The sequence below is a fragment of the Ferrovibrio sp. genome, assembly GCF_002796975.1.
Taxonomy (GTDB): domain Bacteria; phylum Pseudomonadota; class Alphaproteobacteria; order Ferrovibrionales; family Ferrovibrionaceae; genus Ferrovibrio.
The window spans coordinates 108,657-134,256 of the sequence record NZ_PEKV01000005.1; the positions used below are offsets into that span (position 1 = coordinate 108,657).

Below are 25,600 nucleotides of genomic sequence, written 5' to 3' on the forward strand. Positions count from 1 at the left end.
AAGTCCGCTGCCCCGGTTGCGGCGCCATGACCGACGACAATGGCGTGATGAACAGCTGTTCCAGTGGCTGCAGCGGCAAGACAGTTCCGGTTTTCCAGCCTCGCGGACCGGTTGCCATCGACCGCAATGCAACGGGCTTCAGGCGCTATGCCGCTCTGCTGCCGTGCAGTGAGGTGCTGGACACGCCATTCCCGGTATCCACTTTCCGAGCCACACGCCTGGCAGAGACGCTTGGTTTCGACAATCTTTACCTGACCCTGACAGGCCATTTCCCTAAGCTGGGTCAGACGTCCCCGACCTGCTCCTTCAAGGAACTGGAGGCGGTGGCGGTCTTCAGCCGGTTGCGCACGCATGACTGCCGGCGTCCAGTCTTGTTGGCCAGCGCGGGCAATACGGCACGTGCCTTTGCTTATTTCGGGGCAAAGATCGGCTATCCCACGGTCATCGCGGTGCCCGGCAATGCACGCGCGTCGCTGTGGCTGCCCGACGAGGATGGCCTGGCGGAACGCGTTGAACGTTTTGTCCGGTTCGTGTCGGTGCGTGAGCCGGGCAATTATCTTGATGCCAGCCGGCTCTGTGCGGCCGTACAGGCTGCGCTCGGAAGCGCAGTGATCAATGAGGGCGGTTTTACCAATATCGGGCGGACCACCGGTCTGGGCTTGTGCGCCGCTAGTTTTGTAGATGCCGTTGGGCGTGTTCCCGATCATTACGTCCAGGCCGTCGGTTCGGCTTCGGGCGCGGTTGCGGCGTTGCGAACCTACGAACTGCTGATGGGCGCATCTGCCCGGCCGATGTCGCTGCATCTGATCCAGAATGCGCCTTATACGCTGCTGGTGGATGCCCTTGAGGCCCGCCGCGTCAAGGTCGATGCAACACCCTATCTCGACTACATCGATTCGGCATGTTCTCCCATGTTGACCAGTGCCGATCCTGCCTATGCCTATCCAGGCGGGCTGAAAGAGCGCCTGGACGACGGCTGGTCGATCGGAGGCGCAGCCGTTACCAACAGTGAAATCTATTCGGCGCAGCATTTGGCATGGCGCACTGAGAGGCTGCAATTGCTGCTTCCGGCGGCGGCGGCACTCGCGGGACTTAAGCAGCTTGTCGAGAGCGGCCGGATCGGGCGCACCGAGACGGTGCAACTGAACCTGACCGGTGGTGGCGAGGAGCAACTCAAGGCGGAGTGCGGCTATTTCCATCCGCATCTCGATGAAGGACTGTCCGCCATCATTCCCGAGGTGCGGGGTGAGGTGGCGCGAGGCGACGCGGCACACCGCGTTGCCGGCCGTCTTGGTCGCTGGATTGCCGAGTTTGAGTAAGGGGGCAACACGGATGTCCGACAAGGTTCTTGTCATTGCTGAAATCGGCTCGAATCACGACGGCGACCTCGGGCACGCACTCGATCTAATCGATGTCGCGGCTGATTGTGGTGCCGATGTCGCCAAATTTCAGAGTTTTCTTGCGGAGGAAATGCTGGCGCCGAGTCACCCCAACTATCCGATGCTCAAAAAGCTGGAAATGCCGCGCGCTTGGTATCCTAAGCTGATGGAGCGTTGTGCCAGTCGCGGGGTCCGTTTCCTTTCGACGGCCACAAATTTCACCTCCTTGGCCTGGATGGAGGAATACGGCGCCTGGGGCTACAAGGTAGCCTCGTGTAACATCACGTATGAACCGCTGCTGGAATATCTGATCCGCATCAACAAGCCGATCATCATTTCCACTGGCATGGCGACGCTGGAAGAAATTCTTGCCCTGTCCCGCCGCCTGGGCGATGCTGGTATGCGGGACTATGCCTTCCTGCATTGCGTGAGCCGGTATCCGGTACCGGCGACCGAGATGCGGTTGCGCAATATTACCGTGCTGAAGGAAATCCTTCCTTGCAAGGTAGGGTTGTCGGATCATTCCTGGGGCATGCATCTTGCTGTGGCGGCGGTCGCCCTGGGTGCGCGGATCGTTGAAAAGCATCTAACCAACAACAAGCAGGGCTATAGTCCTGACCACCACGTTTCGATTCTGCCGGACGAGTTTTCACGCATGGTGCAGGCGATCCGGGAAACCGAAGCGGCGCTGGTCGCGAATTTCGCTCCCGATGTGGAATCCATCCATACGATGCGGCGCTCGCTGCATTTTGCCCGTTCGATGCAGGCCGGCGAGGAAATCACGGCCGCAGACCTGAAAGTGACCCGGCCCGAGGACGGCCTGCTGCCAGGACAGCAGACAGCCGTGATTGGTCGCAGGCTGGCGCAGCCGGTGGCAACCGACCAGCCGTTGTCGTGGGATCTGTTCGAGGCAGAAAAATGAGCCGGATACTTGTGGTGGCGGCCCATCCTGATGATGAAGTGCTGGGCTGCGGCGGCACTCTGGCCCGTCATGCGACGGCCGGCGACGATGTTCATGTCCTGATTGTCACCGAAGGAGCGACATCGCGTGATGATATGCGTGACCCCACCGGCCGGGGTGATGAAATGCGGGCCCTGCGCGCCGCCGCCGCCGCCGCCGCCCATGCACTGAGCATCCAGGCTCCGCGATTTGGCGGATTGCCCGATAACCGCCTGGACAGCCTGCCGTTGCTGGATGTGGTCAAGCTGGTGGAAAAAGTGGTGGCCGAAGTCGGGCCTGAGATCGTTTATACGCATTGCGGCGTGGATTTGAATATCGATCATCAGAGGGTGTCGCAGGCAGTGCTGACGGCCTGCCGCCCGCAGCCGGGTGCGACAGTACGCCGTATTCTGGCTTACGAAACGCAGTCAAGCACCGAATGGTCAGCCTCTGGGGTATTCCGCCCGACGGTGTATGTCGATATCGCCGCTTATCTGCCGGCCAAGATGCGCGCTCTGCAGGCTTACGCTGCCGAAATGCGTGCCTTTCCACATGCACGATCGCTGGAAGCAATCGAAGCTCTGGCCCGGTGGCGCGGTGCCTCTGCAGGCATGATGGCTGCTGAAGCCTTCGAGTTGATGCGGGAATGCCAGGTCTGATGACCGGACAGTTTTCCGAGTTGCGCGAATCGCTGGCTTATCTTGCCACCCATTATCCGGTGGCGATGGTAACCAGCTTGGTACTGCTGTTTGCCGCAGCGATGGCTGAAAGTATCGGCGTGTTCACTCTGTTGCCGGTGCTGCAGGTGGTCAGCGGCGCGACTGCAGGGGAGGGCGCCGCCAACATGCTGCTGGAGCCCATCCGGGCCCTTGGCCTAGAGCCGACCCTCCCGCTGTTGCTGGTGGTGATGGTGGCAGGCATCCTGCTCAAGGCTGTGCTGACACTCAGTGCTGCTGTGGCGTCGGGTTTTGCCGCAGCCCAGATTGCCACGGATCTGCGCATTGCACTGATGCGCACCCTGATGAAGGCGCAGTGGTCATATTTTATCCGCCAGCCAGTCGGCATTCTCGCCAATGCGGTCAGTGGTGAAGCGATGCGGGCATCGGGTATCTTTGTTGCCGCCTGCAGGCTGATTAGCGAGCTGGTCCGAACTGCCGTCTATGTTGTCCTCGCGCTGTTTGTCTCTTGGCCGGTCACCATTGCCGCTGTTGCGGCCGGATTAGTCATGCTGATCATCATGCGTGGCCCGATCCGCGTTGCCCGCGATGCCAGCGTTCGGCAGAACCAGGCCCTACGTTCGCTGACGCAGCGGCTGGCCGACGGTCTGATGTCGTTCAAGGCGATCAAAGCCATGGGCCGGGAGGACCGGCTTGCGCCGCTGTTGGAGGCGGATACGCAGGAGGTCAACCGCTCTCAGCGCAAGGAGATGGTTGCCATTGCCTTGATGGCCAATGCCAACGAGCCGCTCATCGCCGTGATCCTGGCCTTCGGCGTCTATGGCGCGGTGAACCATGCCGATACCCCGTTCAGCCAGCTTCTGTTCATGGCCGTCGTGCTGCAGAGGATTCTGGCTGCCATCGGGGCGACCCAGAATTCCTATCAGGGGCTGGTGCGCATGCTGCCGGCCTGGCTGGCTCAGCAGCAGTCGATTACTGCCGCCAGCCGCGCGCCCGAGATCAACACCGGACGCAAGTCTCCCGACTTTCGACGCCAGATCGTCCTGGATCATGTGACCTTCGCCTATGGAGAAGCCGCGGTATTGCATGATCTGAGTTTGTCGGTGCCGGCTGGTCAGCTGACGACGATTGTCGGCCCCTCCGGTTCCGGTAAAACCACGATCATCGATCTCATTCTGGGCCTGCAGGTACCGCAGAGCGGAACCGTGCGGCTGGATGGCGTGGATCTGACGGATATCGATCTACAGGCCTGGCGCCGCAGTATCGGGTATGTGCCGCAGGAAGTGTATCTGTTCAACGACAGCATCTATGCCAATGTCAGCCTGGACGACCCTATGATCACACCCGAGGCAGCAGAGAATGCATTGCGAGCGGCAGATGCATGGGCCTTCGTCGAGAAACTCTCGCATGGCATGGAGACCCCGATCGGGGAGCGCGGTGGCTGGCTCTCTGGCGGGCAGCGACAGCGTATCGCCATTGCCCGCGCGCTTGCCCGCCGGCCGGCGCTGCTGATTCTGGACGAAGCGACTTCCGCGTTGGACAGCCGTACCGAAGCGGAAATCTGCGCGACGCTTGCGGCGCTGAAAGGGAAGGTGACGATTCTTGCTATATCGCATCAGCCGGCGCTCGCCGCACTGGCGGATACTGTTTACCACCTGAAAGATGGCGTTGTGATCGAAGCCTCGGATGGGATTGGTCTAGCGCGTGGTCATGTCTGATCTACAGCTCGACGCCGCAAAGTTAGACGTCAGTAGTGAAGGCGTGCGTGAATTCACGTGGCCCGTCAGCCGTGCAGGCCTTCTGGCGACCCGTGACGCCTTTATTACCGCCTGTATCGGTTTGGCCCGGCAGCAGACGAATGCCGACTGGCGCGACTGGCTGTCCGTGTTGAGCCCGCATGCAATGGCGGAAGTCATGACAGTTTATTCCGCCTGGGCATTGCGTCAGCATTGCCGCAACAGCGGCCAGGCCTGTCATACGGTGCCGCAGAACCGCCTGTTGAGCAGCTTCTTACGCGATCAATGCCCGCAGGGTTCGCTTCTGGCTGATCGGTTGCGGCAGGGAATGCCAAAACCATCGGGCCTGCGCCTGCCGCTACGCATCGCGCGCTCCCTCCTGGTCCGGGATGGTCTGCGTCGTCTCTATTTCGGCGAACCTGGCGCGCAGCCGGGCCCCGTCGTCATCACCACATCAGGTCGGATTTCAGCGCATGCGCGTCGCAACAATCGTCCGGTTACCTATATCGGGCCGCATGTGTGGTTCGGCCCGCTCGCCGAGAGTGATCTCAAGGCGGCAACCGCGGCAGTTTCCGAATCCGGCTTGGCTGAAGTGTTGGTGCGTATCGCGGCCGAGGCTTTCGCCGCTGGTGGTGTGGCGTTGGAAGGTGCGGCGCGTGAGTATCTCGCCGACTATTTCCTCGACGCGCTAGCCGGAATATGCGCCCGTCTGAAGAGTCTGCTGGAAAGGCCGGAGCGACTGCCCCGCGAGTTGTGGACCGGGGCCGGCAGTCCGATCTGGCCACGGCTGCTGCGACATGCCGTTCGCCGGGCCGGAGGCTGGATCACCGGGTTTGACCATACGCCGGGGTCGAGCTACACCACGTCGATCCAGAAGACGGTTGTGGATTTCGAGGCTTGCAACGAGTTCCGCACGATCAGTCCGGGACAGGCCGAGGCCTATCCCCGCTGGACACTGCGTCTGGATCTGCTGGTGCAACCGCACCCCCCCGTCATCGTCGGCCATGAGCAGGTGATCACGCGTGCCCGCACCGCGCGCCCAGACAAGATTCGCCGCGTGATGCTGGTGACCAGCGAGTACACGACGGAGATGGAGCGCGGCCTGCCGCTGTTGCCGGTCCCGGTTCTTGTCGACTGGCATGCCCGGCTGCTCGGCCGGCTGAAAGCGCTCGGCTATGAAGTTCTGCTCAAGGGACATCCAGAAAGCGATCAGCCGTTCCCCGATGCTTTCTCGGCCATCACTGGCCAGCCGCCGCTGCAGGGGCGGTTCGAGAACCTAGCCAGCCAGGCCGACGCGGTAATTTTTGATTGGTCGCGGACAACGACGCTGGCGGCGGCACTCCAGTTCGACCTGCCGATCGTGCATATTGATTTTGGCTTGGGATTTCTCACCAACCAGGCAGATGCGATGTTGTCGCGGCGTTGTGCAACTGTTCGCGGCTGGCTAGATCGCGACAACCGCTGCCAGATTGCCTGGGATGAGCTGCAGCAGGCCATTGAAACTGCACCCGGACTGACCGACCGCGAGTTTGAAGCGTGCTATTTAAATCTTCAGTGAAAAGCCTGCCGCAGTCGGTAGGCAAAAACAGCCCCCCGCCGGAAACCGCCTGGGCGGTTAGGGGGCGGGGCTGGATTTACACGCGGCAACTCGCCCAGTACCCGCGGCATGTTGACTATATCAGCCGAATCGAACTGACTGCTGCACGTCAGGCGCTGCCGCGCGCGGGGCGATTGCTGGACCTGGGTGCAGGAACGGGGCGGATTGCATCGCTCATGGCGCGTGGTCATGCAGGAGAACTGATCGCGCTCGACCCTTCCGCGTCGATGCTCGAACAGATCGACCGACGTGGTGCGACCTGTCCGGTTCGAGCCGTGGTCGGGATGTCAATGGACAGTCTGCCATTCGCTAGCCAGAGTTTCGATGGGGCCTACAGTTTCGGCGTGCTAAACCGGTTCCGTGATTGGCGCCCGCTGCTGCGTCCCGTCGCGTCGGTGCTGAAGCCGAATGGCGTGGCGGTTTTCAATAATCGCTCGCTGGACAGCATCATCGCCTGGGGCGGACTAGAACCGGACAGCGGTTTCTTCCGGTCTGCCGATCTTGATGATGAGATGCGTGGCATGGGACTGCAGGTTACGTCCGTACTGGCTACGCCGCTGCTGGTTCCTAGCATGCTGCTGGTGCAATGGGCTGCGCCGGGCACGCCGATCCGTCCGGTGATGGTCTTTGCGATGCGCAATGTCCTTGAGGCGCAGATCGCGGCATTGAGCGATATCGAAAAGTGGGTAGAGTTTGAGATGCGTCTCGCTGCGCTGCTGCCGGCAATGGCTGCCCTGCAGGTTATCGTAGTCGCCCGGGTTGGTTCGAGTGATGATCGGATGACTCGCAGGGAGCCGATCAATCCGTCTGCAGCCATCCGGCATCTGTTTGCCGAACCGGATGTCGCCGAACTCCTGAGGGAACCCGCAATGCTCCGGCTGTTGCTGCTGTTGCGGCCCTTGCTGAGGCGTATATGTGGCGAGGATATCGTCGCTGCGGTTTTTGGCCGCCGAAAGTCGGAGATGGATGAGGCTGTACGCCACATGCATGCCGCACTGGAACCTTCGGGCCTGTATGATGCCCGGATGCGCCTGCAGAAAATGAAAATGGATATTTATGCCAAGGGAATCGGCCTGGCCATCAGGCTTGGCCGCTTAATCTGAGAACGAGGTAATCGACAGCATGTCCGCCGAACTTACATTTGACAATGTCGTGGTTAACGACGCATCCGATTGCTATGTGATCGCCGAGATCGGTAACAACCATCAGGGCGATCTGGACAAGTGTCGGCAGTTGTTCGTTGCGGCCAGGGAGGCTGGCGCCAACGCGGTAAAGTTACAGAAGCGCGATAACCGTACGCTGTTTACAAAGGCCATGTATGACCAGGCGTATAACAGCGAGAATGCTTTCGCCCCCACTTATGGCGCGCATCGAGATTTTCTCGAATTTGGCCGTGACGAGTATGTCGAGCTCAGGAAGCTGGCTAAGGAATTGAACATTACGTTCTTCGCCACGGCATTCGACATTTCGAGCGCTGACTTCCTGGAAGAACTCGAGATGCCCTTTTATAAGATCGCGTCGGCCGACCTGACGAACATTCCGCTGCTGAAACATGTGGCGGCATTTGGCAAGCCGGTCATCGTCAGCACGGGTGGTGGGTCAATGACCGATATCCGGCGCATGTACGATGCCGTCATGCCGATCAATAGACAGCTGAGCATCCTACAGTGCACGGCAAGCTATCCCTGTGAAGTCGAGAAGCTGAATTTGCGGGTCATCGAAACCCTGCGGCGTGAGTTCCCTGGTGTGGTGGTCGGGCTTTCGGCGCATGACAACGGGATTGCCATGCCCGTCGTCGCTTACATGCTGGGCGCACGTGTGGTGGAGAAGCATTTCACACTCAACCGATCGTGGCGCGGAACGGACCATGCTTTCTCGCTCGCTCCAGACGGGATGCGGAAGATGGTACGTGATCTGCAACGGACGCGGGCGGCCCTCGGCGATGGCGTGAAACGCGTCCTGCCCGAGGAGGAGGCTCCGATCAAGAAGATGAGTAAGAAGCTGGTTGCCGCCCGCCCGCTTGCCGCTGGTCATGTGCTGCAGGTCGATGATATCGCACTCAAGTCTCCAGGCGATGGCCTGCCGCCTTATGATCTGGACCGGCTGATCGGCCGCACTCTGGCAACCGCGCTGGAGGAAGACGCAACGTTCAGCTGGGACTGTGTGGCCGGAAGTGCACCTAAGTGACGGGCATGCTGCGGACTGACGGACTGGATGCCGGACTGACCGCGGCAATCCGTACTATCCGTCTGATCGTGTTTGATTTCGATGGCGTGTTTACCGATAACACAGTGATTGTCAGCGAGGATGGTCGGGAATCAGTGGTGTGCTGGCGTAGCGATGGCTTGGGATTGGCAAAATTGCGCCAGCGCGGACTGGAGATGCGAGTGCTCTCCACCGAAGTAAATCCGGTTGTGGCAGTGCGTTGCCGAAAGCTGCAGCTCGACTGCCAGCAAGGCTGTGATGACAAACTGACCGCCCTGAAGCGGCTAGCCGAGGCACGCGGGCTGTCTGCCGGACAGGTTGCTTATATGGGAAACGACATCAATGATTCCGAATGCCTGCGTTGGGCCGGCTTGCCGGTGGTTCCTGACGATGCCCATCCAGATGTGCTGGCGCTGGCGCGTTTACGCACCAGCCAGCCGGGCGGCCGCGGCGCGGTTCGGGAATTCTGCGATCTCGTCGACGGGGTGCTGGCGTAATGACGAATGATGCCCTTTTTGGTCTGGATGGTCGGGTGGTTGCTGTGACCGGTGGTCTGGGACAGCTCGGACGGCAGTATGGCCATGCGCTGCTGGCGCGCGGCGCCAGACTGGCGATCATCGAGAATCGCGGTGGCGATGCCGAATTGCGCGCTGCATATCCAGAGGCCAATCCTGCACAGATCATGCTGGTGAATGCCGATGTGACGCGGCGGGTGACCTTGGAGGCGGCCCTGGGTGCAATCCGGCAGCGCTGGGAAGTGCCCAGCGGTTTGGTAAACAATGCAGCTATCGACTCGCCGCCCGATGCGCCGGCGAGTGAAGTTGGTGCGTTCGAAACCTATCCCGAAACCTCCTGGGATAAGGTTATGGATGTGAATGTCAAAGGCGTTTTCCTAGCTTGCCAGGTCTTTGGCGGCGCCATGGCGGCGACCGGACGGGGCTCGATCGTCAATGTCGCATCGATCTATGGCAAGGTGTCGCCTAATCAGAGCATCTATGACTTTCGCCGCCAGAAGGGCGAAGTGTTTTTCAAACCCGTCGCCTACTCGGCCTCGAAGTCGGCGATCTACAATCTGACCCGCTATCTCGCGACCTATTGGGCGCGACAGGGTGTGCGGGTGAACACTCTCACTCTGGCCGGAGTTTTTAATAATCAGCCGGAAGAGTTCCTGGCGGCATATACGCCCCATGTGCCGATGGGGCGTATGGCGAAAGCGGAAGAATATGAAGGCGCCGTTATATTTCTGTTATCTGGTGCATCGTCTTACATGACGGGTGCTGAACTTGTTATCGATGGCGGCTGGACAGCCTGGTGAGACCATGACGCGCGATTTCCCCGAGCAGATTCCAAACTGGATCGCGGGCAGGCAGGTTCCTGCCGCAGCCGGGCAATGGGGTGCAAAACTTTCGCCGCACCATGGCCGACGGATATCTGAATTCGCCAGCTCGACGGCTGATGATGTGGCAACTGCAGTTGCTGCCGCGAAGGAGGCACAGGCGGACTGGGCCGCGATTCCGGCCGTCAAACGCGGAAATATCTTGCTCGATGTTGCCCTTGCCCTGCGGGCGAATGCCGAACTGGTGGCGTGTATCGTTGCGGCGGAAACCGGGAAGTCACCGAAAGAAGCGCTGGGTGAGACGATAGGCGCGGTGCAGCAGGGCCTGTTCATGGCCGGCGAAGGCATGCGTCTGTATGGCCGAACGACGACAAGCGCCGTCGCCAACAAGCACGCGATGACTGTGCGCTGTCCGATCGGTGTCGCCGGACTGATCATTGCGGCCAACACGCCGATCGCGAATGTGGCGTGGAAGGTGTTCCCTGCACTGATCTGCGGCAACACGGCGATCCTGAAAGCGCCGGAAGATGCCCCTGCTACCGCATGGATATTCGGCAAGATTGCTGCTGAGGCCGGGCTGCCGCGCGGTGTGCTGAATGTTGTTCAGGGGTTCGGCCCCGAGGCCGGCGGGGCGTTGGTTGCCCATCCCGATGTCGCGGTGATCAGCTTTACCGGGTCGACCGCGGTCGGCCGGCGAATCGCTGGCGTCGCGGGCGATCGTCTGGCCCGCCTGTCCCTGGAACTGGGCGGCAAGAATGCCTTTGTCGTCTGCGAGGATGCCGATCTCGACAAGGCGGTTGAATGGGCGGTGCTGTCGGCCTTTTCCAATGCTGGCCAGCGCTGTGCCGCCGGCAGCAGGCTCATTGTGTTTGATGCGGTATACGATGAATTCCGTGCCAAGCTTATCGCACGGACCGCAAAACTGAATGTGGGTGCCACCGATAGCGACGACTGTGGTCCTGTTATCAACGGCCGCCAGCTCTCGAACATGCTTGCGGCAGTCGGTCGCGCCAAGGCTGCGGGCGCAACGGTGCTTTGTGGCGGCGACCGGTTTACCGATGAGGAGCGGGCAGCCGGTTTCTACATGCAGCCGACCATTGTCGAGGGCCTGGCCGCAGATGCCGAGATGTCGATCTGCGAATTGTTCGGTCCGATTGCGGCACTTTATCGGGTTCCGGGCTATGCCGAGGCGATCGCGCTTGCTAACAGTTCGCCATACGGCCTGACCGCCGCGATCCACACGCGGGATTTTGACCGGGCGATGCGGTTTGTCGCTGCCATGGACACAGGTGTTGTGACAGTGAATGGCGGCACTTACGGCTCGGAACCGCATATGCCCTTCGGTGGCAGCAAGCAGTCAGGAAACGGCAGCCGCGAGCCAGGCACTGAAGCGCTGGATGTCTATTCCAGCCTGAAGGATGTCTACCTGCTTGTATCGCCGCACGCCTGACGGATTTGTGGCAGCCGGTCAGTGGGGATGTCCCGGAGGCGGGGATAGGCAGCGTCGCGGGGACTAATGACGGGATTGCTGATTGGCCAAGAAATGCCGATATCTGGATCCGACCACAGCAGCCCTCCTTCGTCGCCGGGCTGATACAGGTCGGTGCATTTGTACCAGATTTCCGCGTGGTCGCTCAGCACGCAGAAGCCATGCGCCACACCGGGCGGCAGATACAGCTGGCAGGGCTGATCGGCACTGAGTATTGCAGAGACCGATTGTCCGAACGTGGGTGAATCCGGGCGCAAATCGACGCCCACATCGAAAACCGAGCCGCGGGTCAGTGTGATCAGGTGGCCCTGGGGCCGCAGCACCTGATAGTGCAGGCCGCGCAGGACTGCCCGCCCAGATATGGAGCGGTTGTCCTGCACGAACGGAAGGGAAAGTCCGGCTTCACGGTAACGGTTGGGATGGAAGGTTTCAAAAAAACTGCCCCTAGCATCTTCAAACACCCGGGGATGAATCAGGCGCATCCCTTCGATCGGACCGGTTTCGACCTTCATGGTTGAGTCCTACTCAGGCTTTGCTGCTGTTATGCAAGGTAAACCGGCGCGAATGGAGTGAAACCTGGAACTCGGCCGGGCCATTGAAATGGGCTTTGAATTGGATTATCTAGCGCTGTTTTATTGCATATTTTCCAATCGCAGGATAGCGGGAACCGTCAGGAACCTCGCCACATGCAACTCGAACCTCTCGTAACAATCGGACTGCCCGTATACAACGGCGCACGCACGCTGCGGCGCGCCTTGGACAGTCTTCTGGCCCAGGATCACCGCAATATGGAAATCGTCATTGCAGACGATTGCTCCAGTGATGAAACGGTTGCCATATGCAGGGAATATGCTGCGGCGGATAGCCGGATCACCGTGCATGCCAATGCCAGCAACGTCGGTTCAATCGGCAATCTGCACGTGGTCGTGAAGCTCGGTCGCGGCGACTATTTTCTGTATGCCAGTCAGGACGACATCTGGGAGTCATCATTCATTCGCAGAATGCTTGAGGCTATGCAGGCATATCCGCGGTCCGTGGTCGCCATGAGCGCGGTGAGCGCGATATGTCCCGATGGCGAGTTTGCCGGAGAAACGCGGCTTGCGAAGGCGGACTGGCCGCAAGAACAGGCGCCGCTCGATACGGCGATTTCCGTCGTCACCAAGCGGGGGCGCAATCTAGGCACAGTCAAGACCAACATGTTCATTCATGGTCTGGTTCGAATGGACATGTTTAGGGATCTGCTGACTTCCTTTCCGGGAATTTTTGTCGGTGAGCGGCAGCTGGTGTGTCAGATGGCGCTAGCTGGCACGCTTGTCTATGTGGATGAGATACTGTTCACCAAGGAAGTCTCGCGGCAAAGCCTGGTCGAGCGCCGCCCGCATGATCCGCTGGTGAAAAAGAAGCAGACAGTCCGCTATCCGCATCTTGAGTATCTCGTGTCGATGACGGTGGCGATTTTGCGGTCACGTCTGGTGCCGCTCCGCCATAAGTTTTATGTATTGCCGATTGGCGCTGCCTTTATTCGCGAGATGATCATGAAACGCTGGATCAGCCTGGTGTTGCAGTTCCTGCACGACAATTTGCCGGCTGGCGTCCTTGGCGTTCTGCAGCGCATCCGCAAGTAAATTGCCGCCGATCCGGGCGGTAGCAAGGAAAGGAAGATCATGGCCACGTGCCGCACATGTGCCGCTTCGATAAAGCCCTTCATGAGCTTTGGCCGCATGCCGATTGCGAATGGCTTTTTGCGGCCGGAGCAGTTCAAGCAGGAATATTTCTTCGAACTGGCGACGGCATTTTGTGAAGCCTGCGGAACCTTCCAGATCGTGGAGCAACCCGATCCCGAGAAGATGTTCCACGAGAATTATGCCTTCTTCACCCGCACATCGGCGCATATGGTGACGCATTTCCGCGAATACGCGGAATGGGTGAAGGCGCATTACCTGTCCGATGTCGATCCCTTCGTGGTTGAAATCGGCAGCAATGACGGGGCGCTGCTGGAGAATTTCGCCAACGCCGGCATTCGCCATCTCGGTGTCGAGCCGTCGGCCAATGTGGCGGCCGAAGCCCGCCGGCATGGTGTCGAGAGTCTGGTCAGCTTCTTCGACGCCGGGGCTGGCGAACGGATCCGCGACCAGTATGGCGAGGCCGATGCCATTCTGGCCGCGAATGTGATGTGCCATATACCCGACCTACACGGCGTCGCCAAAGGGGCGGAGCTTCTGCTGAAGCCGAAGGGGATTCTCGTTTTTGAAGACCCTTACCTTGGCGCAATGATCGAGAAGACGTCGTATGACCAGATATACGACGAGCATGTCTTCATCTTTTCGCTGAAGTCGGTACAGAGCATCTTCGGGCCATACGGCTTCGAGGTGATCGATGTTCTGCCGCAGGCGACGCATGGCGGCTCGATGCGCTATGTGCTCGCGCGGCGGGGCGCCCGGCCGGTCAGCCCGGCGGTGAGCCAGCTAGCCAGCGGCGAAGATGCCCAAGGACTTGGGAGGGCCGCGACCTACCAGGATTTCCGGACGCGTTGCGAGCATTCGCGTGATCAGCTTCTTGACCTGCTCAACAGGCTGAAGGCGGAAGGAAAGCGGGTTGTAGGGTATGGTGCGACGTCCAAGAGCACCACGGTGATGAACTATTGCGGCATTGGCCCGCAGCATATCGAGTTCATTTCCGACACGACGCCGATCAAGCAGGGCAAATACACGCCGGGCAGCCATATTCCGGTGAAGCCCTACGACGAATTCAAGACGCACCATCCAGATTATGCGTTGCTGTTCGCCTGGAACCACAAGGCGGAAATCATGTCAAAAGAGGCCGGTTTCCGTAGTGGTGGCGGAAAGTGGATCGTTTTCGTGCCGGAAGTTTCCATCATTGAGGGCTGACAGGCATATGCGTCTTCACTTCGATCATACCGCATCTGGAGGCACGTCATGGTAATGTCTGTATGGAATGGCGTGTTTGAAACATTTGCCGCTGCCCGGGGGGACAGCACTGTTTTTCATGGCGACATCTGGGTGCAGAAGCTGCTTGACCGCGCGGAGCGCGATGTGGCCGGCCTGCAGGGTGGGGCCCTACCGGACACGGCCGCCATGCGTGATTATCCGACCCTACCGATCGCGGCGCTGCTGGGCATGAAGCGGAAGCCGATCAACATCCTCGACTACGGCGGCGGCATGGGAACCGGCTATTTCCAGCTCAAGGCGGCGCTGCCCGAATTCAGCGGCAGTTACCATGTCGTCGAGATGGCGGCCGTCTGCGAGGTGGCCCGCAAACGCCTTGCCGGTTTCGGTAACCTGCACTTCTACGAGGAAATGCCATCCGCACTGCCGGCACTGGATATCGCCCAGATCGCTAGCGCGCTGCATTATGTCGAGGACTGGCGTGCCCTGCTGAAGCAGATCGCAAGTCTGCGGGCGGGCATCTTCATTCTTGCCGATCTGCTGGCAGGCGATATTCCAACTTTCGTGACCACGCAGAATTTCTATGGGGCGCGAATTCCGGTGTGGCTCTGGAATGTCAAGGATATATGCAAAGAGATGCAGCAGTGCGGCTACAAGCCGATCCTGATGACGAAGCATCTGACGTCCGTGCGTGGCAAGGATGGGCCGCTGCCTATGAGCGATCTGCCGGAATCCCACCGGCTGGACCATTCCTGCAATATCGTATTCGCCTTGGAAGGATGAATTATGTTTGACCGCAAGCAGTTCGAGATCGACAAGCGCAGCAATGCCGTAGCCCAGAACAAGGACGAAGGCCTGCGCAAGCTGGCGCTGGACTTCGTTGTGCAGTCGGACCGGTATCACTATGCCTATCAGTGGACATGGCTCGGTCTCCCGATCGTCCAGCTGCCCGCCGATATTCTGGCAACCCAGGAACTGATCTGGGATGCCAAGCCCGATCTCATCATCGAGACCGGAATCGCCTGGGGCGGTTCGATCGTGATGTATGCATCGTTGCTGGAACTGCTGGGGAATGGTGAGGTGATCGGTATCGACCGTGTCCTGCCGCAGCATAATCGCGAGGCGATGGAGCAGTATTCTTTCTCCCAGCGGATTACCCTGCTGGAAGGATCTTCCACCGATCCGGCGATCATCGACGTGGTGAAGGCAAAGATAAAGCCTGGCATGAAGGTGATGGTTCTGCTCGATTCCAACCACACGCACGACCATGTGCTTGATGAATTGCGCCTGTACGGCCCGATGGTGACGCCCGGCCAGTGGCTCGTTGTGTCAGACACTATTGTGGAAGATATTCCACCGCAGACGCATCGTCCACGCCCCTGGGGGCCGGGAAACAACCCAAAGACTGCGATGTACGAGTATCTTCGCGAGACCGATCGGTTCGAGGAAGACGAGTACATTAACGGCAAGCTACTGATGACGTTCACGCCGAACGGCTTCCTTCGCTGCGTGAAATGATGAGCCGTAAGCGGATACTCGTCTTTGCTGCCAAGGATGTCGGGGCCAGACTGGTCCGGCATCTCGTGGAGAATTTTGCAGAAGACGAGTATCGCTTTATTGTCGGCGAGCCGGGTGCGGATGGCATTGCGCAATATCTCGCCAGTAAAGGGCAGAATTTTTCTCTATACAGCGACGCAGCGGTAGAAGGCCTGCATGCGGTTCCCGATGCGCATTTCGACTGGTTGCTGAATCTGTGGGGGAATCACATATTCCGCCTACCCCTGTTGGCGAAGGTGAAGCGCAGCCTGAACATCCATCCGGCGTATCTTCCTTATGGCCGTGGCCGCGACCCTGTCGTCTGGGCTATCAGGCGGGAGCACACGGCGGGTGCGTCGCTGCATGAGATTGCGCCGCAGATTGATGCCGGGGCAGTCTGGGCCAGGAAGGTCACCGAATATGAATTGCCGTGCCGCGGGCAGGATCTTTATGCGCGGGTGATACGGGATTGCGGCGACCTGTTCGAGGAAGCCTGGCCGCAACTCCGTGACGGCATTCTGATTGCTGTGCCGCAGGAGGGTAACTGGCCCACCAATCGGCGCAAGGATCTGTTGCAGGACAGAGTGATTGATGTGGATGCCGACGCAGCGGCGCGCGAAGTCGTGCTGAAGCTGATGGCGCACGATTTTGCCGACCAGTACAGCGCACTCGTGAAGCTTGACGGCACGTTTTTCAAAGCCACGATACGGCTTGAACCCACGGGAGAGGGGTGATGATGGAAATTTATATGTCCGGGCCGTGGATCACCGAGCATGAAGAGAAGGTGGTCTTGGATGCCGTCCGCAACGGCTGGTACGGCGAAAAGGCCTATTGGTATGTCGAGACCTTCGAGCGCGAATTCGCTGCTTGGCATGGCCGCAAGTATGCGCTGATGACGCCGAACTGCACCTCGGCGATCCACCTGCTGCTGGCCGCCCTGGGAATCGGTCCGGGCGATGAAGTCATCGTACCGGAATGCACCTGGATCGCCAGCGCAGCGCCGATCACATATCAGCGGGCGAAGACCGTCTTCGCAGATATCGATCCTGAGCATTGGTGCCTGACGCCCGAGACCATCGCGGCCCGTATCACACCGCAGACCAAAGCTGTCATCGTGGTCGATCTCTACGGCAACATGCCGGATTGGGACGGCATCACCAAGCTTTGCGCCGAGCGTGGCATTGTCGCGATCGAAGATTCAGCCGAGGCGCTTGGCTCGTTATACAAAGGCGTGCGCGCCGGCAAATTCGGCGTTGGCTCGGTGTTCAGCTTCCATCGGACCAAGACACTAACCACCGGCGAAGGTGGGATGTTATTGCTTGACGACGACAAACTGTTTGAGCGCTGCAAGTTCCTGCGTGACCATGGCCGGGCGCCGGGCACTTGGTACAATACCGAAGTCACCTTCAAATACATGCCGTTCAACATGCAGGCGGCATTGGGCTATGCACAGTTCCAGCGGATCAACGAACTCGTCGAACGCAAGCGCTGGATCTGGCGGGGCTACAAGTCCAGGCTAGTCGACCTTAACGGCCTGCTGTGGAATCCCGAGCCTTCTGGCGTAACGAACTCGGTCTGGTGCCCGGCGGTTGTTTTCGATGAAGGCCTGGGCATCACCAAGGAAGATGCGATGCGTGATCTGGGCGAGATGGGGTTGCCGTCGCGACCATTCTTCTATCCGCTCAGCTCGCTGCCAGCCTTCGGTTCGCGTGGTGAATGGGGGCAGCAGCAGAATCCGATTTCGTATTCGGTTTCATCGCGGGCCATTAACGTGCCCAGCGCGTTCACTGTCGATGATGAACAGTTGGACAGGATGGCCGGCGGCCTCCGCAAGCTGATTTCGAGTGGAAGCTAACGGGGTGATCGGGATTCTTGCGCATCTGCCAGTCTCGGATGCCTGCAGGTCATGATCCACGCCGATACTTTGGGAAGTTGCAGAAAGTAAGACAATGAAGCTCGTCGTTACCGGTGCATTGGGCCATATCGGATCGCGCCTGATTCGTGACTTGCCGGAATTGCAGCCTGATCTGGAAGTCGTCCTGGTCGACAACATGTTGTCGCAGCGCTATTCGTCGCTGTTCAACCTTCCGGCGCGCGCGCGATACAAGTTCATCGAGGCGGATGTCACCAAGACTAATCTGCGTGCGATCCTCACTGGCGCTGACGTCGTTATCCATCTTGCTGCTATCACCGATGCCACAAGCAGTTTCGACAACAAGGATCTTGTCGAGCAGAACAATTTTGAAGCAACGCGCTGTGTCGCCGAAGCCGCAGGCGAGGCCGGCAGCGCTTTGATCCACCTGTCTTCTACCAGCGTCTATGGTATGCAGACTGCCGTGGTCGATGAAGACTGCGATGCTGCGGGCCTGCGACCGCAGAGCCCTTATGCCGAGACGAAGCTCAAGGAAGAGGCGCTGGTCAAGGAAATGTCGGCTGCCGGCCTGAAGGCGGTGATCTGCCGCTTCGGCACGATATTCGGGCCATCCCCAGGCATGCGATTTCACACCGCCGTCAACAAATTCTGTTGGCAGGCTGTCATGGGGCAGCCGCTGACGGTGTGGAAAACGGCCTATGATCAGCGGCGCCCCTATCTTGATCTCGGTGATGCCGTTCGGGCCATCTCGTTTTTCATTGAGCGCGACCTGTTCGATGGACGCATCTACAACGTGTTGACCCAGAATGCCACGGTTCGCGAGGTGGTTGATCACGTGCGTCCGCATGTGCCGGACTTGAACGTACAGTTCGTGAATTCCCAGATTATGAACCAGCTGTCGTACGACGTTTCAAACGCACGGCTGCGCGCCGCCGGTTTCAGGTTCAGTGGTGACATGAAGGCGGGCATCGCTGAAACCATCGGCCTGTTGAAGCGCAGCAACGTGCTGTCGGACATGTAACGGGCACTAGAGCAGCGGACAGTCATGAGCAGCAGCACAAAGCCCAGGACGCTGGGCGTTATCCCGGCCCGCGGTGGCTCAAAGCGGGTGCCGCGCAAAAACATCCTGCCGGTGGCCGGACATCCCCTGATTGCCCATACGATTATGGCCGCGGCCAGGGCAACTGCCCTGACGGACTGGCTGGTTACCTCGGAAGACGAGGAAATCATTGAAGTTGCGCGCCGGTACGGCGCTCTCGTCCCGTTCCGGCGGCCCGCCGAACTTTCCGGCGACGAAGTGCGCAATATCGATACGGTGAAACATGCGTTGGACTTCATGGAAGCGCAAACTGGCCAACTCTACGACATCGTCGTATTGCTGCAGCCGACTTGCCCGGTTCGCAACCCGGATCACATCGATCAGGCCGTAAACATGCTTTGGGCGTCGGAGCTGGATACGCTGGCAAGCGTGAAGGGCCCGTTCAAGAAGCGCGATCCCATCCTGAAGGGAATTTGTGACGGTGTGCTGGAACCGTGGTGCGCGCATTCAGAAGGCAATGACGCCAACCCCCTCTATCTGTACAACGCGTCCATCTATGCCACCAAGCGGGACTACTTCCTGCGCGAAGGCAGGCTAGTATCTCGCCGGCAGGTGCCGCTGGTGATGGACCAGATGCATTCCTGCGATGTTGACGAAGTACCAGACCTGCTGGTTGCCGAAGCCTATCTGAATTTTCTCGCCGAACGACGGACTGAAAAGGACAAGAAATGATCGAAACGCGCATTATCAAGGGGGTTGTGCCTGTCGTTCAGACCCCGATCGACGCCAAGGGAGAAGTGGACGTTGGCGGACTGACGAAGCTCATCGAATATCTCATTGGCAAGGACGTGGCTGGCTTCTGGTGCCTGGGAACCGGAAGCGAAGACATGAACCTCAGCTTTGAAAAGCGCCTGACGGTTGCGCGGACGGCGTGTGCGGTGAATGCCGGTCGCAAGCCGCTGGTTCTGGGCTGCGGCTTCTTCGCCCTCGAAGACATGCTGAATTTTGTCGATGCCACGCGCGACCTGGAATTCGATTCCTATCATGTGATGCCTTATCATCCGCTGCTGAGCTTGGATCGCATGGAGTGGATGTACCGGCATATTGCGGATTACGCGCCGAAGCCGCTGTGGATGTATACGAGTGCCAACTGGTGCCGGGCTTTTACGCCGGACTTCGTCGCCAAGCTGAAGGACCATAAGAATATTGCCGGTATCAAGTTCTCGAGTAGCAACACGGTTGACCAGCTGAAGGTGCTCGGGATGGCGGAAGAGCGCTTCCAGGTGATCACGGCGGTCGCCAATCAGTGGTATGCGGCGCTGGCCATGGGAAGCCGCGCGGGCACGACCAGCCTGGCCGGCCCGCTGCCCGAGCCGCTGCAGGAGATCTACCGACTTTTTGTTTCCGGTGACCAAGATGGCGCCCTGAAACAGCAGCGCAATCTCATGAAGTTCCTGGGCATGATGCCGAAGGGCTCGAAGGCCGACAATTTCCTGACTGGCGCCGAAGAAAAATACATGCTTTCCCTGCGCGGCATTTGCCAGCCACACATGACGGGCTATTACCGGCCGCTGAGCGAGAGCGAGCAGGCGCAGGTGCGAAAAGCACTTGAGGACTGCGGCTATATGAATTACATCGCAGGCTGATCGTTCACCATGTCCAAGTTGACCTTCATTCCCCGCAGCGAATTTGACCGCGTCAAGGCCATGAACGCGCCGATGTCCGGGCGCGCTGCCATCTTCGCCAACCTTGCCCGCATAAATACTCTCAGCATGATTGCGGCTGCTGGGTCCGGCCATATCGGATCGAGCTTCTCCAGCTTGGATATAGTTTCGTGGCTGTATCTTGATGAGATGCGGCTGCCCGCCAAAGCCGGACGGGATACCGAGCGCGACATCTTCTTCTCATCAAAGGGTCATGACGCTCCCGGTCTCTATGCGGTCATGATCGCGCTCGGCCAGCTGCCCGAGCAGGCACGTCTGCAGCTTCGCCGCCTCGGTGGCCTTCCTGGCCATCCAGATCTCACCCTGACGCCCTTCATCGAAGCCAATACCGGTTCTCTGGGCATGGGCATTTCCAAGGCCAAGGGTATGGCGATCGCCAATCGCCTGAAGGGCCGGAATTCCAGACTCTTCGTCATGACTGGCGACGGGGAATTGCAGGAAGGGCAGATCTGGGAATCTCTCGGTTCTGCGGTACGCCTTGGCCTGTCCGAAATCACGGTGATCGTCGATCACAACAAGGTCCAGTCGGATACGCTGGTGCAGCAGACCGCTGATCTTGGTGACCTGGAGGCGAAATTCGCGGCATTCGGATGGAATGTCCTGCGCTGCAACGGTCACGATTTTCAGGCCCTTTCGACGGCAATCACCGCGGCTAGGTCGGAAACCGGCCGTCCGACGGTGATTATTGCCGACACACTGAAAGGATGCGGCGTGTCCTTCATGGAACACATAGCGATGGACGGTAGGTGGTATCGCTATCACTCGGGGGCGCCGAGCCCGGCAGACTATGACCGCGCGATAGCCGAACTGATGGATCGCTCCCGTGCGCAGTTTGCCGCATTCGGAGCAGAGCCGGGTGTGGTCGATCTTGTCGAACGGCCTGTAGCCGTACAGCTCCCTGCAACGCCTCAGCGAATGGTGCGGGCCTATTCGGAGGCCTTGCTGGCAGAGGCGGCGGCCAACCGTGATATCATCGCACTAGACGCCGACCTTGTGCTGGATACGGGCCTGATCCCGTTCCAGGAGCAGTTTCCAGATCGCTTTGTCGAATGCGGCATTGCCGAAATGGATATGGTCAGCCAGGCCAGCGGCCTGGCACTGGCGGGTATGCTGCCGGTCGTCCATTCTTTCGCCTGCTTCCTTACGCCGCGCGCGAATGAGCAGATATTCAATGCCTCCACCGAGGATACCCGCATCATCTATACCGGCTCCCTTGCCGGCGTGGTGCCGGCGGGGCCTGGCCATTCTCATCAGTCGGTGCGCGACATTGCCCTGATGGGATCTGTGCCGAACCTGGTGGCGCTGGAGCCATGCTGCGAGGCCGAAGTTGCGATGGCTGTGCGCTGGGCGGTCCGGGATAATCTGCGCAGCAGCTACATACGGCTGGTTTCGATCCCCTGCGACATTCCCTACAGCCTGCCTGAAGGCTACAGGCTGCAGCCCGGTCGTGGTGCGGTGTTGCGGGGCGGCGGCGATATCGCATTGATCGGATACGGTCCAGTGCTTTTGCCGCAGGCCATGATCATGGCTGAACGGATGGCGACTGAAGGACTGCAGGTTCGGGTTATCAACCTGCCATGGCTGAACGTGATTGACGGTGCCTGGCTCAAGGATGCATTGGCCGGTTGCCGTGCCGTCGTTACGCTCGACAATCATCTTCTTTCTGGCGGGCAGGGTGAGAAAATCATGGTGGCGCTTGTCGAGCAGGGTTTCGCAGCGCCTGTGCGACGCCTCGGGATCGAGGGTGTTCCGGCCTGCGGTCGTAACGACGAGGTTCTGGCACATCATGGGTTGGATGCCGCGGGCCTTGCCGCGGTGGTGCGCAAACTAGCGCAGCAGCAGGACGCGGACTGAGTCACGTGCCCAGCCGCGTCCTCTTCATACCACACAACCTGCGCGCCAAATACCTGCAGGCAGTTGTGTCCCATGCTGTGCAGGCGCGAGACTGGCAGGTCGGCGTACTAGATGTTCCACAGGCTCGGCAGAGGTATCAGGGGATCCTCCAGAATACGGAAGATTTCTTCAGCCTCCCGAATCTTGTCCAGCCTCAGCCATGGGAAACCGATCCCGAGCAGCGCCGGCAAGTCGAGGCCGGAATTCATGCTGCCGAGAAAGCGGCCGGGCTTCCGATGAACCGGCTGATTCTGGCGGGCGAGCGGACGATGGGCCGTGCATATGGCCAGGATCTTTACGACTGGCCCAGCACCGAGATTTCGCGCCGCGCGTTGCGCGACAATGCCGAACCGGGTCGCATGATAGAGCGCCTGATGGCTAGGGTGATCGAGGTATTTGATCGGTTCCGACCTGATATTGTGGTTGCAGGACAGACGGCGAGTCCGGAAGGAATTGCCGTGATGATGGTGGCCGCGGCGCGCAACATCCCGCTGTTGGTCAACCGTCCGTCCAAGCTGTTGTCGCATCGCTGCTTCTGGACGCTCGACCCGTTCATGTGGAACAGGCGTGCGGATGCGATGTGCCGCGACTCCGTTGTGGCCGGACATCTGCCGGACGATGAAGCAATGAAACGGCTCGAAGCCTTCAGGGCCGCACCCGAAACAGTGGCGTATATCAAGCGCAACTGGGATATCGCCGCGGCCATGTCGTGGCTGCAGTGGCACAAGAATATTGTGTTGCAGCTTGCCTCGTGGGCGAGCTGGGTGTGCAAAGGGCGCATCGGCACCGCGCCACGCGAACCGATTCCCAAGATCGCGGAATATTACAGGATCGGTTGGCGTAAGCGGGTGCAGCGGAAGCTATTTGCGAGCCTGCCCGAGGACCGCCTGGCCGGCATGCGATATGTTCTGATCGCCCTGCACAAGGAACCGGAACTTGCCCTCAATTACCAAGCAGCACAGTGGCACAGCCAGAAGGCTTTGATTTCATGGCTCTCGGCTAATCTGCCGGCCGGATATCGTCTGCTGGTCCGCGAGCACCGCTTTAATGAAGGCAGGCGGACCACCGCATTCCTCAACGAGGTTAGGATGCTGCCGGGGGTAATGCTGATTTCTCCATTTGATTCACAGTTCAAATATATCCGGCATGCGGCTGCCATCGTCACCGACACGGGCAGCACCGGCTGGGAAGGGCTGGTATTCGGCCGCCCCGTGATCAGCCTGTCGGAGAATTATTACACTGCTACTGGCCTTACCGAAGAGGTTACTGATCCGGCACGGCTTGGCGCAGCGATTCTCAGAAGTGTTCTGGCGCCCCAGCAGATGCCCGATGTGGAATACAATCGCAGGCTTGCATTGTTGCTGCAGGCGGAATTTCAGACCACAGTTGTGCAGAATGAGCAGGCGCAAAGCCTGAACGCTTCCCTTGAGTCGATTGATGCTCTGATGGGGCGTGTGGAGGCAGTCTGATTCCATGTGTGGGTTGTTTGCGATATTTCTGAATCGCCCGCTCACCGAGCGGGATATTGCAATCGGCCGGCGCGGAACCGAACGTCTGGCGCATCGCGGGCCGGATGGCCAGGGTGAATGGTTCGATCGCGAAAGGGGTGTGTTCCTCGGGCATCGCCGACTTGCAATCGTCGATCTGAGCGATGACAGCGCGCAGCCAATGCAAAGAGGCAGGCTGACGCTGACCTATAACGGTGAAATCTATAATTTTCGCGAGTTACGCCACGATCTGCAGCAACTTGGGCAGGCATTCACCACCAGCGGAGACACCGAGGTTCTGCTGCAGGGCTGGCAGCAATGGGGCGAGGGCCTGCTGGACCGGATTGACGGCATGCTGGCATTCGCGCTGTGGGATGGCGATGCCGGCCACTTGGCGGTGGACGCCTTTGGTGAAAAGCCGCTTTTCATAGCGGAAGCACCAGATGGTGTTTACGTCAGTTCCGAGCTGGCACCCCTGGTCGACCTGCTCGGCCTTACGCCTGAACTGCCGGATGAACAGCTCACGGCCTTCCTGTGTCTTGGCTATCTGCCACCGCCAGCGGCTGGTTGGAAAGGCGTTTCGCGTCTCGCGCCAGCCAGCCGCACGACAATTAGGAGCGGGCGCGTTGTCGCGAAGCAGACATACTGGCAAACACCTCCGGTCGCATTACCGCGCGGTGACTTGCGGCGGGCGACGGAAGTAGAGTTGGATGTCATCGAAGAAGTTCTGGCAGAGAGTATAAGCCGGCGATTGCAGGGGGATGTCCCGGCTTGCATTTTCCTTTCCAGCGGTCTCGATTCTCCATTGATCGCTGCACTAGCCAGGAAGATGGGGGGTACTCCTCATTGCCTGACGGTTGCCTATGCGGATGGTGTCGATGAGTCAGGCGATGCGGCGATGATCGCCAGGCATCTCGGGCTGCCGCATGACAAGGTCGAAAGCACGGATACGCCGGGGCGCGACGGGCTGGACACCATGCTGGCGAGCTTCCGCCAGCCGATCGACAATGCAGTTCTGGTTGCCATCGAACAGATGTGCCTTGCAGCGCGTGGTGCCGGCTACAAGATGGGGCTGACTGGCAGTGGTGCCGATGAGATTTTCTACGGCTATGGGAAGTATCGCTTTTTCTTCCAGTCCAGGCATATCTACGAAACTCCTCAATTCCTGCGTCTGGCGCTTGGTGCGGTATTGCGGCCGGTATCCGGTCTCCATTCGCGGCTGAGGATTTTTTCCGAGATTTTCGCTGTCCGCGATGACGAGGCTTATCTGGCTTGGAAGAATACGGGTGCGATCGACCTGATGCGCCGCCTGCCGAATTTCTCGGAATGGAGCGCGCGGCTGTTTGGGTCATACGAGCCACTTGCCGTTGCGTCGCGGCAGTTCGAACTGGCGGATGTGCTGCCGATGCACCAGCTGACCTGCTTCGATCTCGGCAGCATGCGGGCGAGTTTCGAGCTGCGCACGCCGTTCCTGTCCCGAAAGCTGTGTGATGTGATCGCCGGGCTGGACTGGCGGGGTTGTCTTGCCGCATCCAGCAAGGATATCGTGCGCCGCCTGCTGCGCCGTCATCTGCCGGACAGGCTGATAGACCGGCCGAAGATCGGCTTCAGTTTCCCCATCAACCGCATGCTGGCGCCGCTGGATCAGCCACGCCTGCCGCAACTCGACCCGAAGGTCGTGGAGCTTGGCTGGGCGCGGCGCAATGATCCGGCATGGTATCGCTTCGCGCTGCGCCTTGCCGTTGCCGACGTTTTCCTCTCACAGGCGACGGCCGAGAAATAG

Annotated in this window: 23 protein-coding genes; 22 read left to right on the top strand and 1 reads right to left on the bottom strand. The window is 59.6% G+C overall.

The window, feature by feature from the left end:
• Window positions 1-26 precede the first annotated feature (26 nt).
• Genes CTR53_RS05485 through CTR53_RS05530 form a run of 10 tightly spaced genes read left to right on the top strand, consistent with a single transcriptional unit; the run spans window position 27 to window position 11,320 of the window.
• Complete coding sequence (locus CTR53_RS05485) at window positions 27-1,319, top strand: pyridoxal-phosphate dependent enzyme (RefSeq protein WP_290809795.1); 1,293 nt, start codon at window positions 27-29, stop codon at window positions 1,317-1,319.
• A 13-nt stretch (window positions 1,320-1,332) separates the two neighbouring features.
• Entirely contained in the window at window positions 1,333-2,301 is a 969-nt protein-coding gene (locus CTR53_RS05490; protein WP_290809797.1) for an N-acetylneuraminate synthase family protein, read from the top strand.
• Between the two features lie 14 nt (window positions 2,302-2,315).
• On the top strand, window positions 2,316-2,978 hold the full coding sequence (locus CTR53_RS05495; RefSeq protein ID WP_290809799.1) for a PIG-L family deacetylase: 663 nt from the start codon (window positions 2,316-2,318) through the stop codon (window positions 2,976-2,978).
• The gene (locus CTR53_RS05500) at window positions 2,978-4,714 is read left to right on the top strand and encodes an ABC transporter ATP-binding protein (protein ID WP_290809801.1); all 1,737 of its coding nucleotides are present in this window, start codon (window positions 2,978-2,980) and stop codon (window positions 4,712-4,714) included. The genes CTR53_RS05495 and CTR53_RS05500 overlap by 1 nt, the downstream gene beginning before the upstream one ends.
• The gene (locus CTR53_RS05505) at window positions 4,707-6,290 is read left to right on the top strand and encodes a hypothetical protein (protein ID WP_290809803.1); all 1,584 of its coding nucleotides are present in this window, start codon (window positions 4,707-4,709) and stop codon (window positions 6,288-6,290) included. Before CTR53_RS05500 ends, CTR53_RS05505 begins: the two co-directional genes overlap by 8 nt.
• Window positions 6,269-7,432, top strand: a complete 1,164-nt coding sequence (locus CTR53_RS05510; protein WP_290809805.1) for a class I SAM-dependent methyltransferase — start codon at window positions 6,269-6,271, stop codon at window positions 7,430-7,432. Before CTR53_RS05505 ends, CTR53_RS05510 begins: the two co-directional genes overlap by 22 nt.
• Before the next feature lie 19 nt (window positions 7,433-7,451).
• On the top strand, window positions 7,452-8,516 hold the full coding sequence (locus CTR53_RS05515) for an N-acetylneuraminate synthase family protein (RefSeq protein WP_290809807.1): 1,065 nt from the start codon (window positions 7,452-7,454) through the stop codon (window positions 8,514-8,516).
• Between the two features lie 5 nt (window positions 8,517-8,521).
• The gene (locus tag CTR53_RS05520) at window positions 8,522-9,031 is read left to right on the top strand and encodes an HAD family hydrolase (RefSeq protein ID WP_290809809.1); all 510 of its coding nucleotides are present in this window, start codon (window positions 8,522-8,524) and stop codon (window positions 9,029-9,031) included.
• Entirely contained in the window at window positions 9,031-9,849 is an 819-nt protein-coding gene (locus CTR53_RS05525; RefSeq protein ID WP_290809810.1) for an SDR family oxidoreductase, read from the top strand. Before CTR53_RS05520 ends, CTR53_RS05525 begins: the two co-directional genes overlap by 1 nt.
• Before the next feature lie 4 nt (window positions 9,850-9,853).
• Entirely contained in the window at window positions 9,854-11,320 is a 1,467-nt protein-coding gene (locus CTR53_RS05530; protein WP_290809811.1) for an aldehyde dehydrogenase family protein, read from the top strand.
• Here CTR53_RS05530 and rfbC read toward each other — a convergent pair.
• A complete protein-coding gene (rfbC, locus tag CTR53_RS05535) occupies window positions 11,293-11,871 on the bottom strand; it encodes a dTDP-4-dehydrorhamnose 3,5-epimerase (protein WP_290809813.1) in 579 nt (192 codons plus the stop codon). The two genes, CTR53_RS05530 and rfbC, sit on opposite strands and share 28 nt — an antisense overlap.
• Window positions 11,872-12,045: 174 nt before the next feature.
• Between rfbC and CTR53_RS05540 the strand changes: the two genes are divergently transcribed.
• The 12 genes from CTR53_RS05540 to asnB all read left to right on the top strand — a co-directional run bounded on the left by CTR53_RS05540 (window position 12,046) and on the right by asnB (window position 25,600).
• Complete coding sequence (locus CTR53_RS05540; protein ID WP_290809815.1) at window positions 12,046-12,984, top strand: glycosyltransferase family 2 protein; 939 nt, start codon at window positions 12,046-12,048, stop codon at window positions 12,982-12,984.
• Window positions 12,985-13,023: 39 nt separating this feature from the next.
• Window positions 13,024-14,247 (top strand): class I SAM-dependent methyltransferase, encoded by a 1,224-nt coding sequence (locus CTR53_RS05545; RefSeq protein ID WP_290809817.1) that lies wholly within the window; start codon window positions 13,024-13,026, stop codon window positions 14,245-14,247.
• A gap of 48 nt (window positions 14,248-14,295) precedes the next feature.
• Window positions 14,296-15,048: a methyltransferase, TIGR04325 family gene (locus CTR53_RS05550; protein ID WP_290809819.1), complete on the top strand. Its 753-nt coding sequence runs from the start codon at window positions 14,296-14,298 to the stop codon at window positions 15,046-15,048.
• Window positions 15,049-15,051: 3 nt separating this feature from the next.
• Entirely contained in the window at window positions 15,052-15,783 is a 732-nt protein-coding gene (locus CTR53_RS05555) for a cephalosporin hydroxylase family protein (RefSeq protein ID WP_290809821.1), read from the top strand.
• Window positions 15,780-16,535 (top strand): hypothetical protein, encoded by a 756-nt coding sequence (locus CTR53_RS05560; RefSeq protein ID WP_290809823.1) that lies wholly within the window; start codon window positions 15,780-15,782, stop codon window positions 16,533-16,535. The genes CTR53_RS05555 and CTR53_RS05560 overlap by 4 nt, the downstream gene beginning before the upstream one ends.
• Complete coding sequence (locus CTR53_RS05565; protein WP_290809825.1) at window positions 16,535-17,656, top strand: DegT/DnrJ/EryC1/StrS aminotransferase family protein; 1,122 nt, start codon at window positions 16,535-16,537, stop codon at window positions 17,654-17,656. Before CTR53_RS05560 ends, CTR53_RS05565 begins: the two co-directional genes overlap by 1 nt.
• Before the next feature lie 94 nt (window positions 17,657-17,750).
• A complete protein-coding gene (locus CTR53_RS05570; protein WP_290809827.1) occupies window positions 17,751-18,695 on the top strand; it encodes an NAD-dependent epimerase/dehydratase in 945 nt (314 codons plus the stop codon).
• 24 nt (window positions 18,696-18,719) lie between these two features.
• Window positions 18,720-19,445, top strand: a complete 726-nt coding sequence (locus CTR53_RS05575; RefSeq protein WP_290809829.1) for an acylneuraminate cytidylyltransferase family protein — start codon at window positions 18,720-18,722, stop codon at window positions 19,443-19,445.
• Complete coding sequence (locus CTR53_RS05580; RefSeq protein ID WP_290809831.1) at window positions 19,442-20,359, top strand: dihydrodipicolinate synthase family protein; 918 nt, start codon at window positions 19,442-19,444, stop codon at window positions 20,357-20,359. The genes CTR53_RS05575 and CTR53_RS05580 overlap by 4 nt, the downstream gene beginning before the upstream one ends.
• Before the next feature lie 9 nt (window positions 20,360-20,368).
• Complete coding sequence (locus CTR53_RS05585) at window positions 20,369-22,291, top strand: transketolase C-terminal domain-containing protein (RefSeq protein ID WP_290809833.1); 1,923 nt, start codon at window positions 20,369-20,371, stop codon at window positions 22,289-22,291.
• 5 nt (window positions 22,292-22,296) lie between these two features.
• On the top strand, window positions 22,297-23,799 hold the full coding sequence (locus CTR53_RS05590; protein ID WP_290809835.1) for a hypothetical protein: 1,503 nt from the start codon (window positions 22,297-22,299) through the stop codon (window positions 23,797-23,799).
• Between the two features lie 4 nt (window positions 23,800-23,803).
• On the top strand, window positions 23,804-25,600 hold the full coding sequence (asnB, locus tag CTR53_RS05595; RefSeq protein ID WP_290809837.1) for an asparagine synthase (glutamine-hydrolyzing): 1,797 nt from the start codon (window positions 23,804-23,806) through the stop codon (window positions 25,598-25,600).

Coding starts and splice junctions, on each gene's coding strand:
- CTR53_RS05530 (WP_290809811.1), top strand. CDS start 9,854: ATGACGCGCGATTTCCCCGAGCAGATTCCAAACTGGATCGCGGGCAGG.
- rfbC (WP_290809813.1), bottom strand. CDS start 11,871: ATGAAGGTCGAAACCGGTCCGATCGAAGGGATGCGCCTGATTCATCCC.
- CTR53_RS05570 (WP_290809827.1), top strand. CDS start 17,751: ATGAAGCTCGTCGTTACCGGTGCATTGGGCCATATCGGATCGCGCCTG.
- CTR53_RS05505 (WP_290809803.1), top strand. CDS start 4,707: ATGTCTGATCTACAGCTCGACGCCGCAAAGTTAGACGTCAGTAGTGAA.
- CTR53_RS05580 (WP_290809831.1), top strand. CDS start 19,442: ATGATCGAAACGCGCATTATCAAGGGGGTTGTGCCTGTCGTTCAGACC.
- CTR53_RS05520 (WP_290809809.1), top strand. CDS start 8,522: ATGCTGCGGACTGACGGACTGGATGCCGGACTGACCGCGGCAATCCGT.
- CTR53_RS05515 (WP_290809807.1), top strand. CDS start 7,452: ATGTCCGCCGAACTTACATTTGACAATGTCGTGGTTAACGACGCATCC.
- CTR53_RS05565 (WP_290809825.1), top strand. CDS start 16,535: ATGATGGAAATTTATATGTCCGGGCCGTGGATCACCGAGCATGAAGAG.
- CTR53_RS05490 (WP_290809797.1), top strand. CDS start 1,333: ATGTCCGACAAGGTTCTTGTCATTGCTGAAATCGGCTCGAATCACGAC.
- CTR53_RS05575 (WP_290809829.1), top strand. CDS start 18,720: ATGAGCAGCAGCACAAAGCCCAGGACGCTGGGCGTTATCCCGGCCCGC.
- CTR53_RS05585 (WP_290809833.1), top strand. CDS start 20,369: ATGTCCAAGTTGACCTTCATTCCCCGCAGCGAATTTGACCGCGTCAAG.
- CTR53_RS05525 (WP_290809810.1), top strand. CDS start 9,031: ATGACGAATGATGCCCTTTTTGGTCTGGATGGTCGGGTGGTTGCTGTG.
- CTR53_RS05545 (WP_290809817.1), top strand. CDS start 13,024: ATGGCCACGTGCCGCACATGTGCCGCTTCGATAAAGCCCTTCATGAGC.
- CTR53_RS05485 (WP_290809795.1), top strand. CDS start 27: ATGACCGACGACAATGGCGTGATGAACAGCTGTTCCAGTGGCTGCAGC.
- CTR53_RS05560 (WP_290809823.1), top strand. CDS start 15,780: ATGATGAGCCGTAAGCGGATACTCGTCTTTGCTGCCAAGGATGTCGGG.
- CTR53_RS05540 (WP_290809815.1), top strand. CDS start 12,046: ATGCAACTCGAACCTCTCGTAACAATCGGACTGCCCGTATACAACGGC.
- CTR53_RS05555 (WP_290809821.1), top strand. CDS start 15,052: ATGTTTGACCGCAAGCAGTTCGAGATCGACAAGCGCAGCAATGCCGTA.
- CTR53_RS05500 (WP_290809801.1), top strand. CDS start 2,978: ATGACCGGACAGTTTTCCGAGTTGCGCGAATCGCTGGCTTATCTTGCC.
- asnB (WP_290809837.1), top strand. CDS start 23,804: ATGTGTGGGTTGTTTGCGATATTTCTGAATCGCCCGCTCACCGAGCGG.
- CTR53_RS05550 (WP_290809819.1), top strand. CDS start 14,296: ATGGTAATGTCTGTATGGAATGGCGTGTTTGAAACATTTGCCGCTGCC.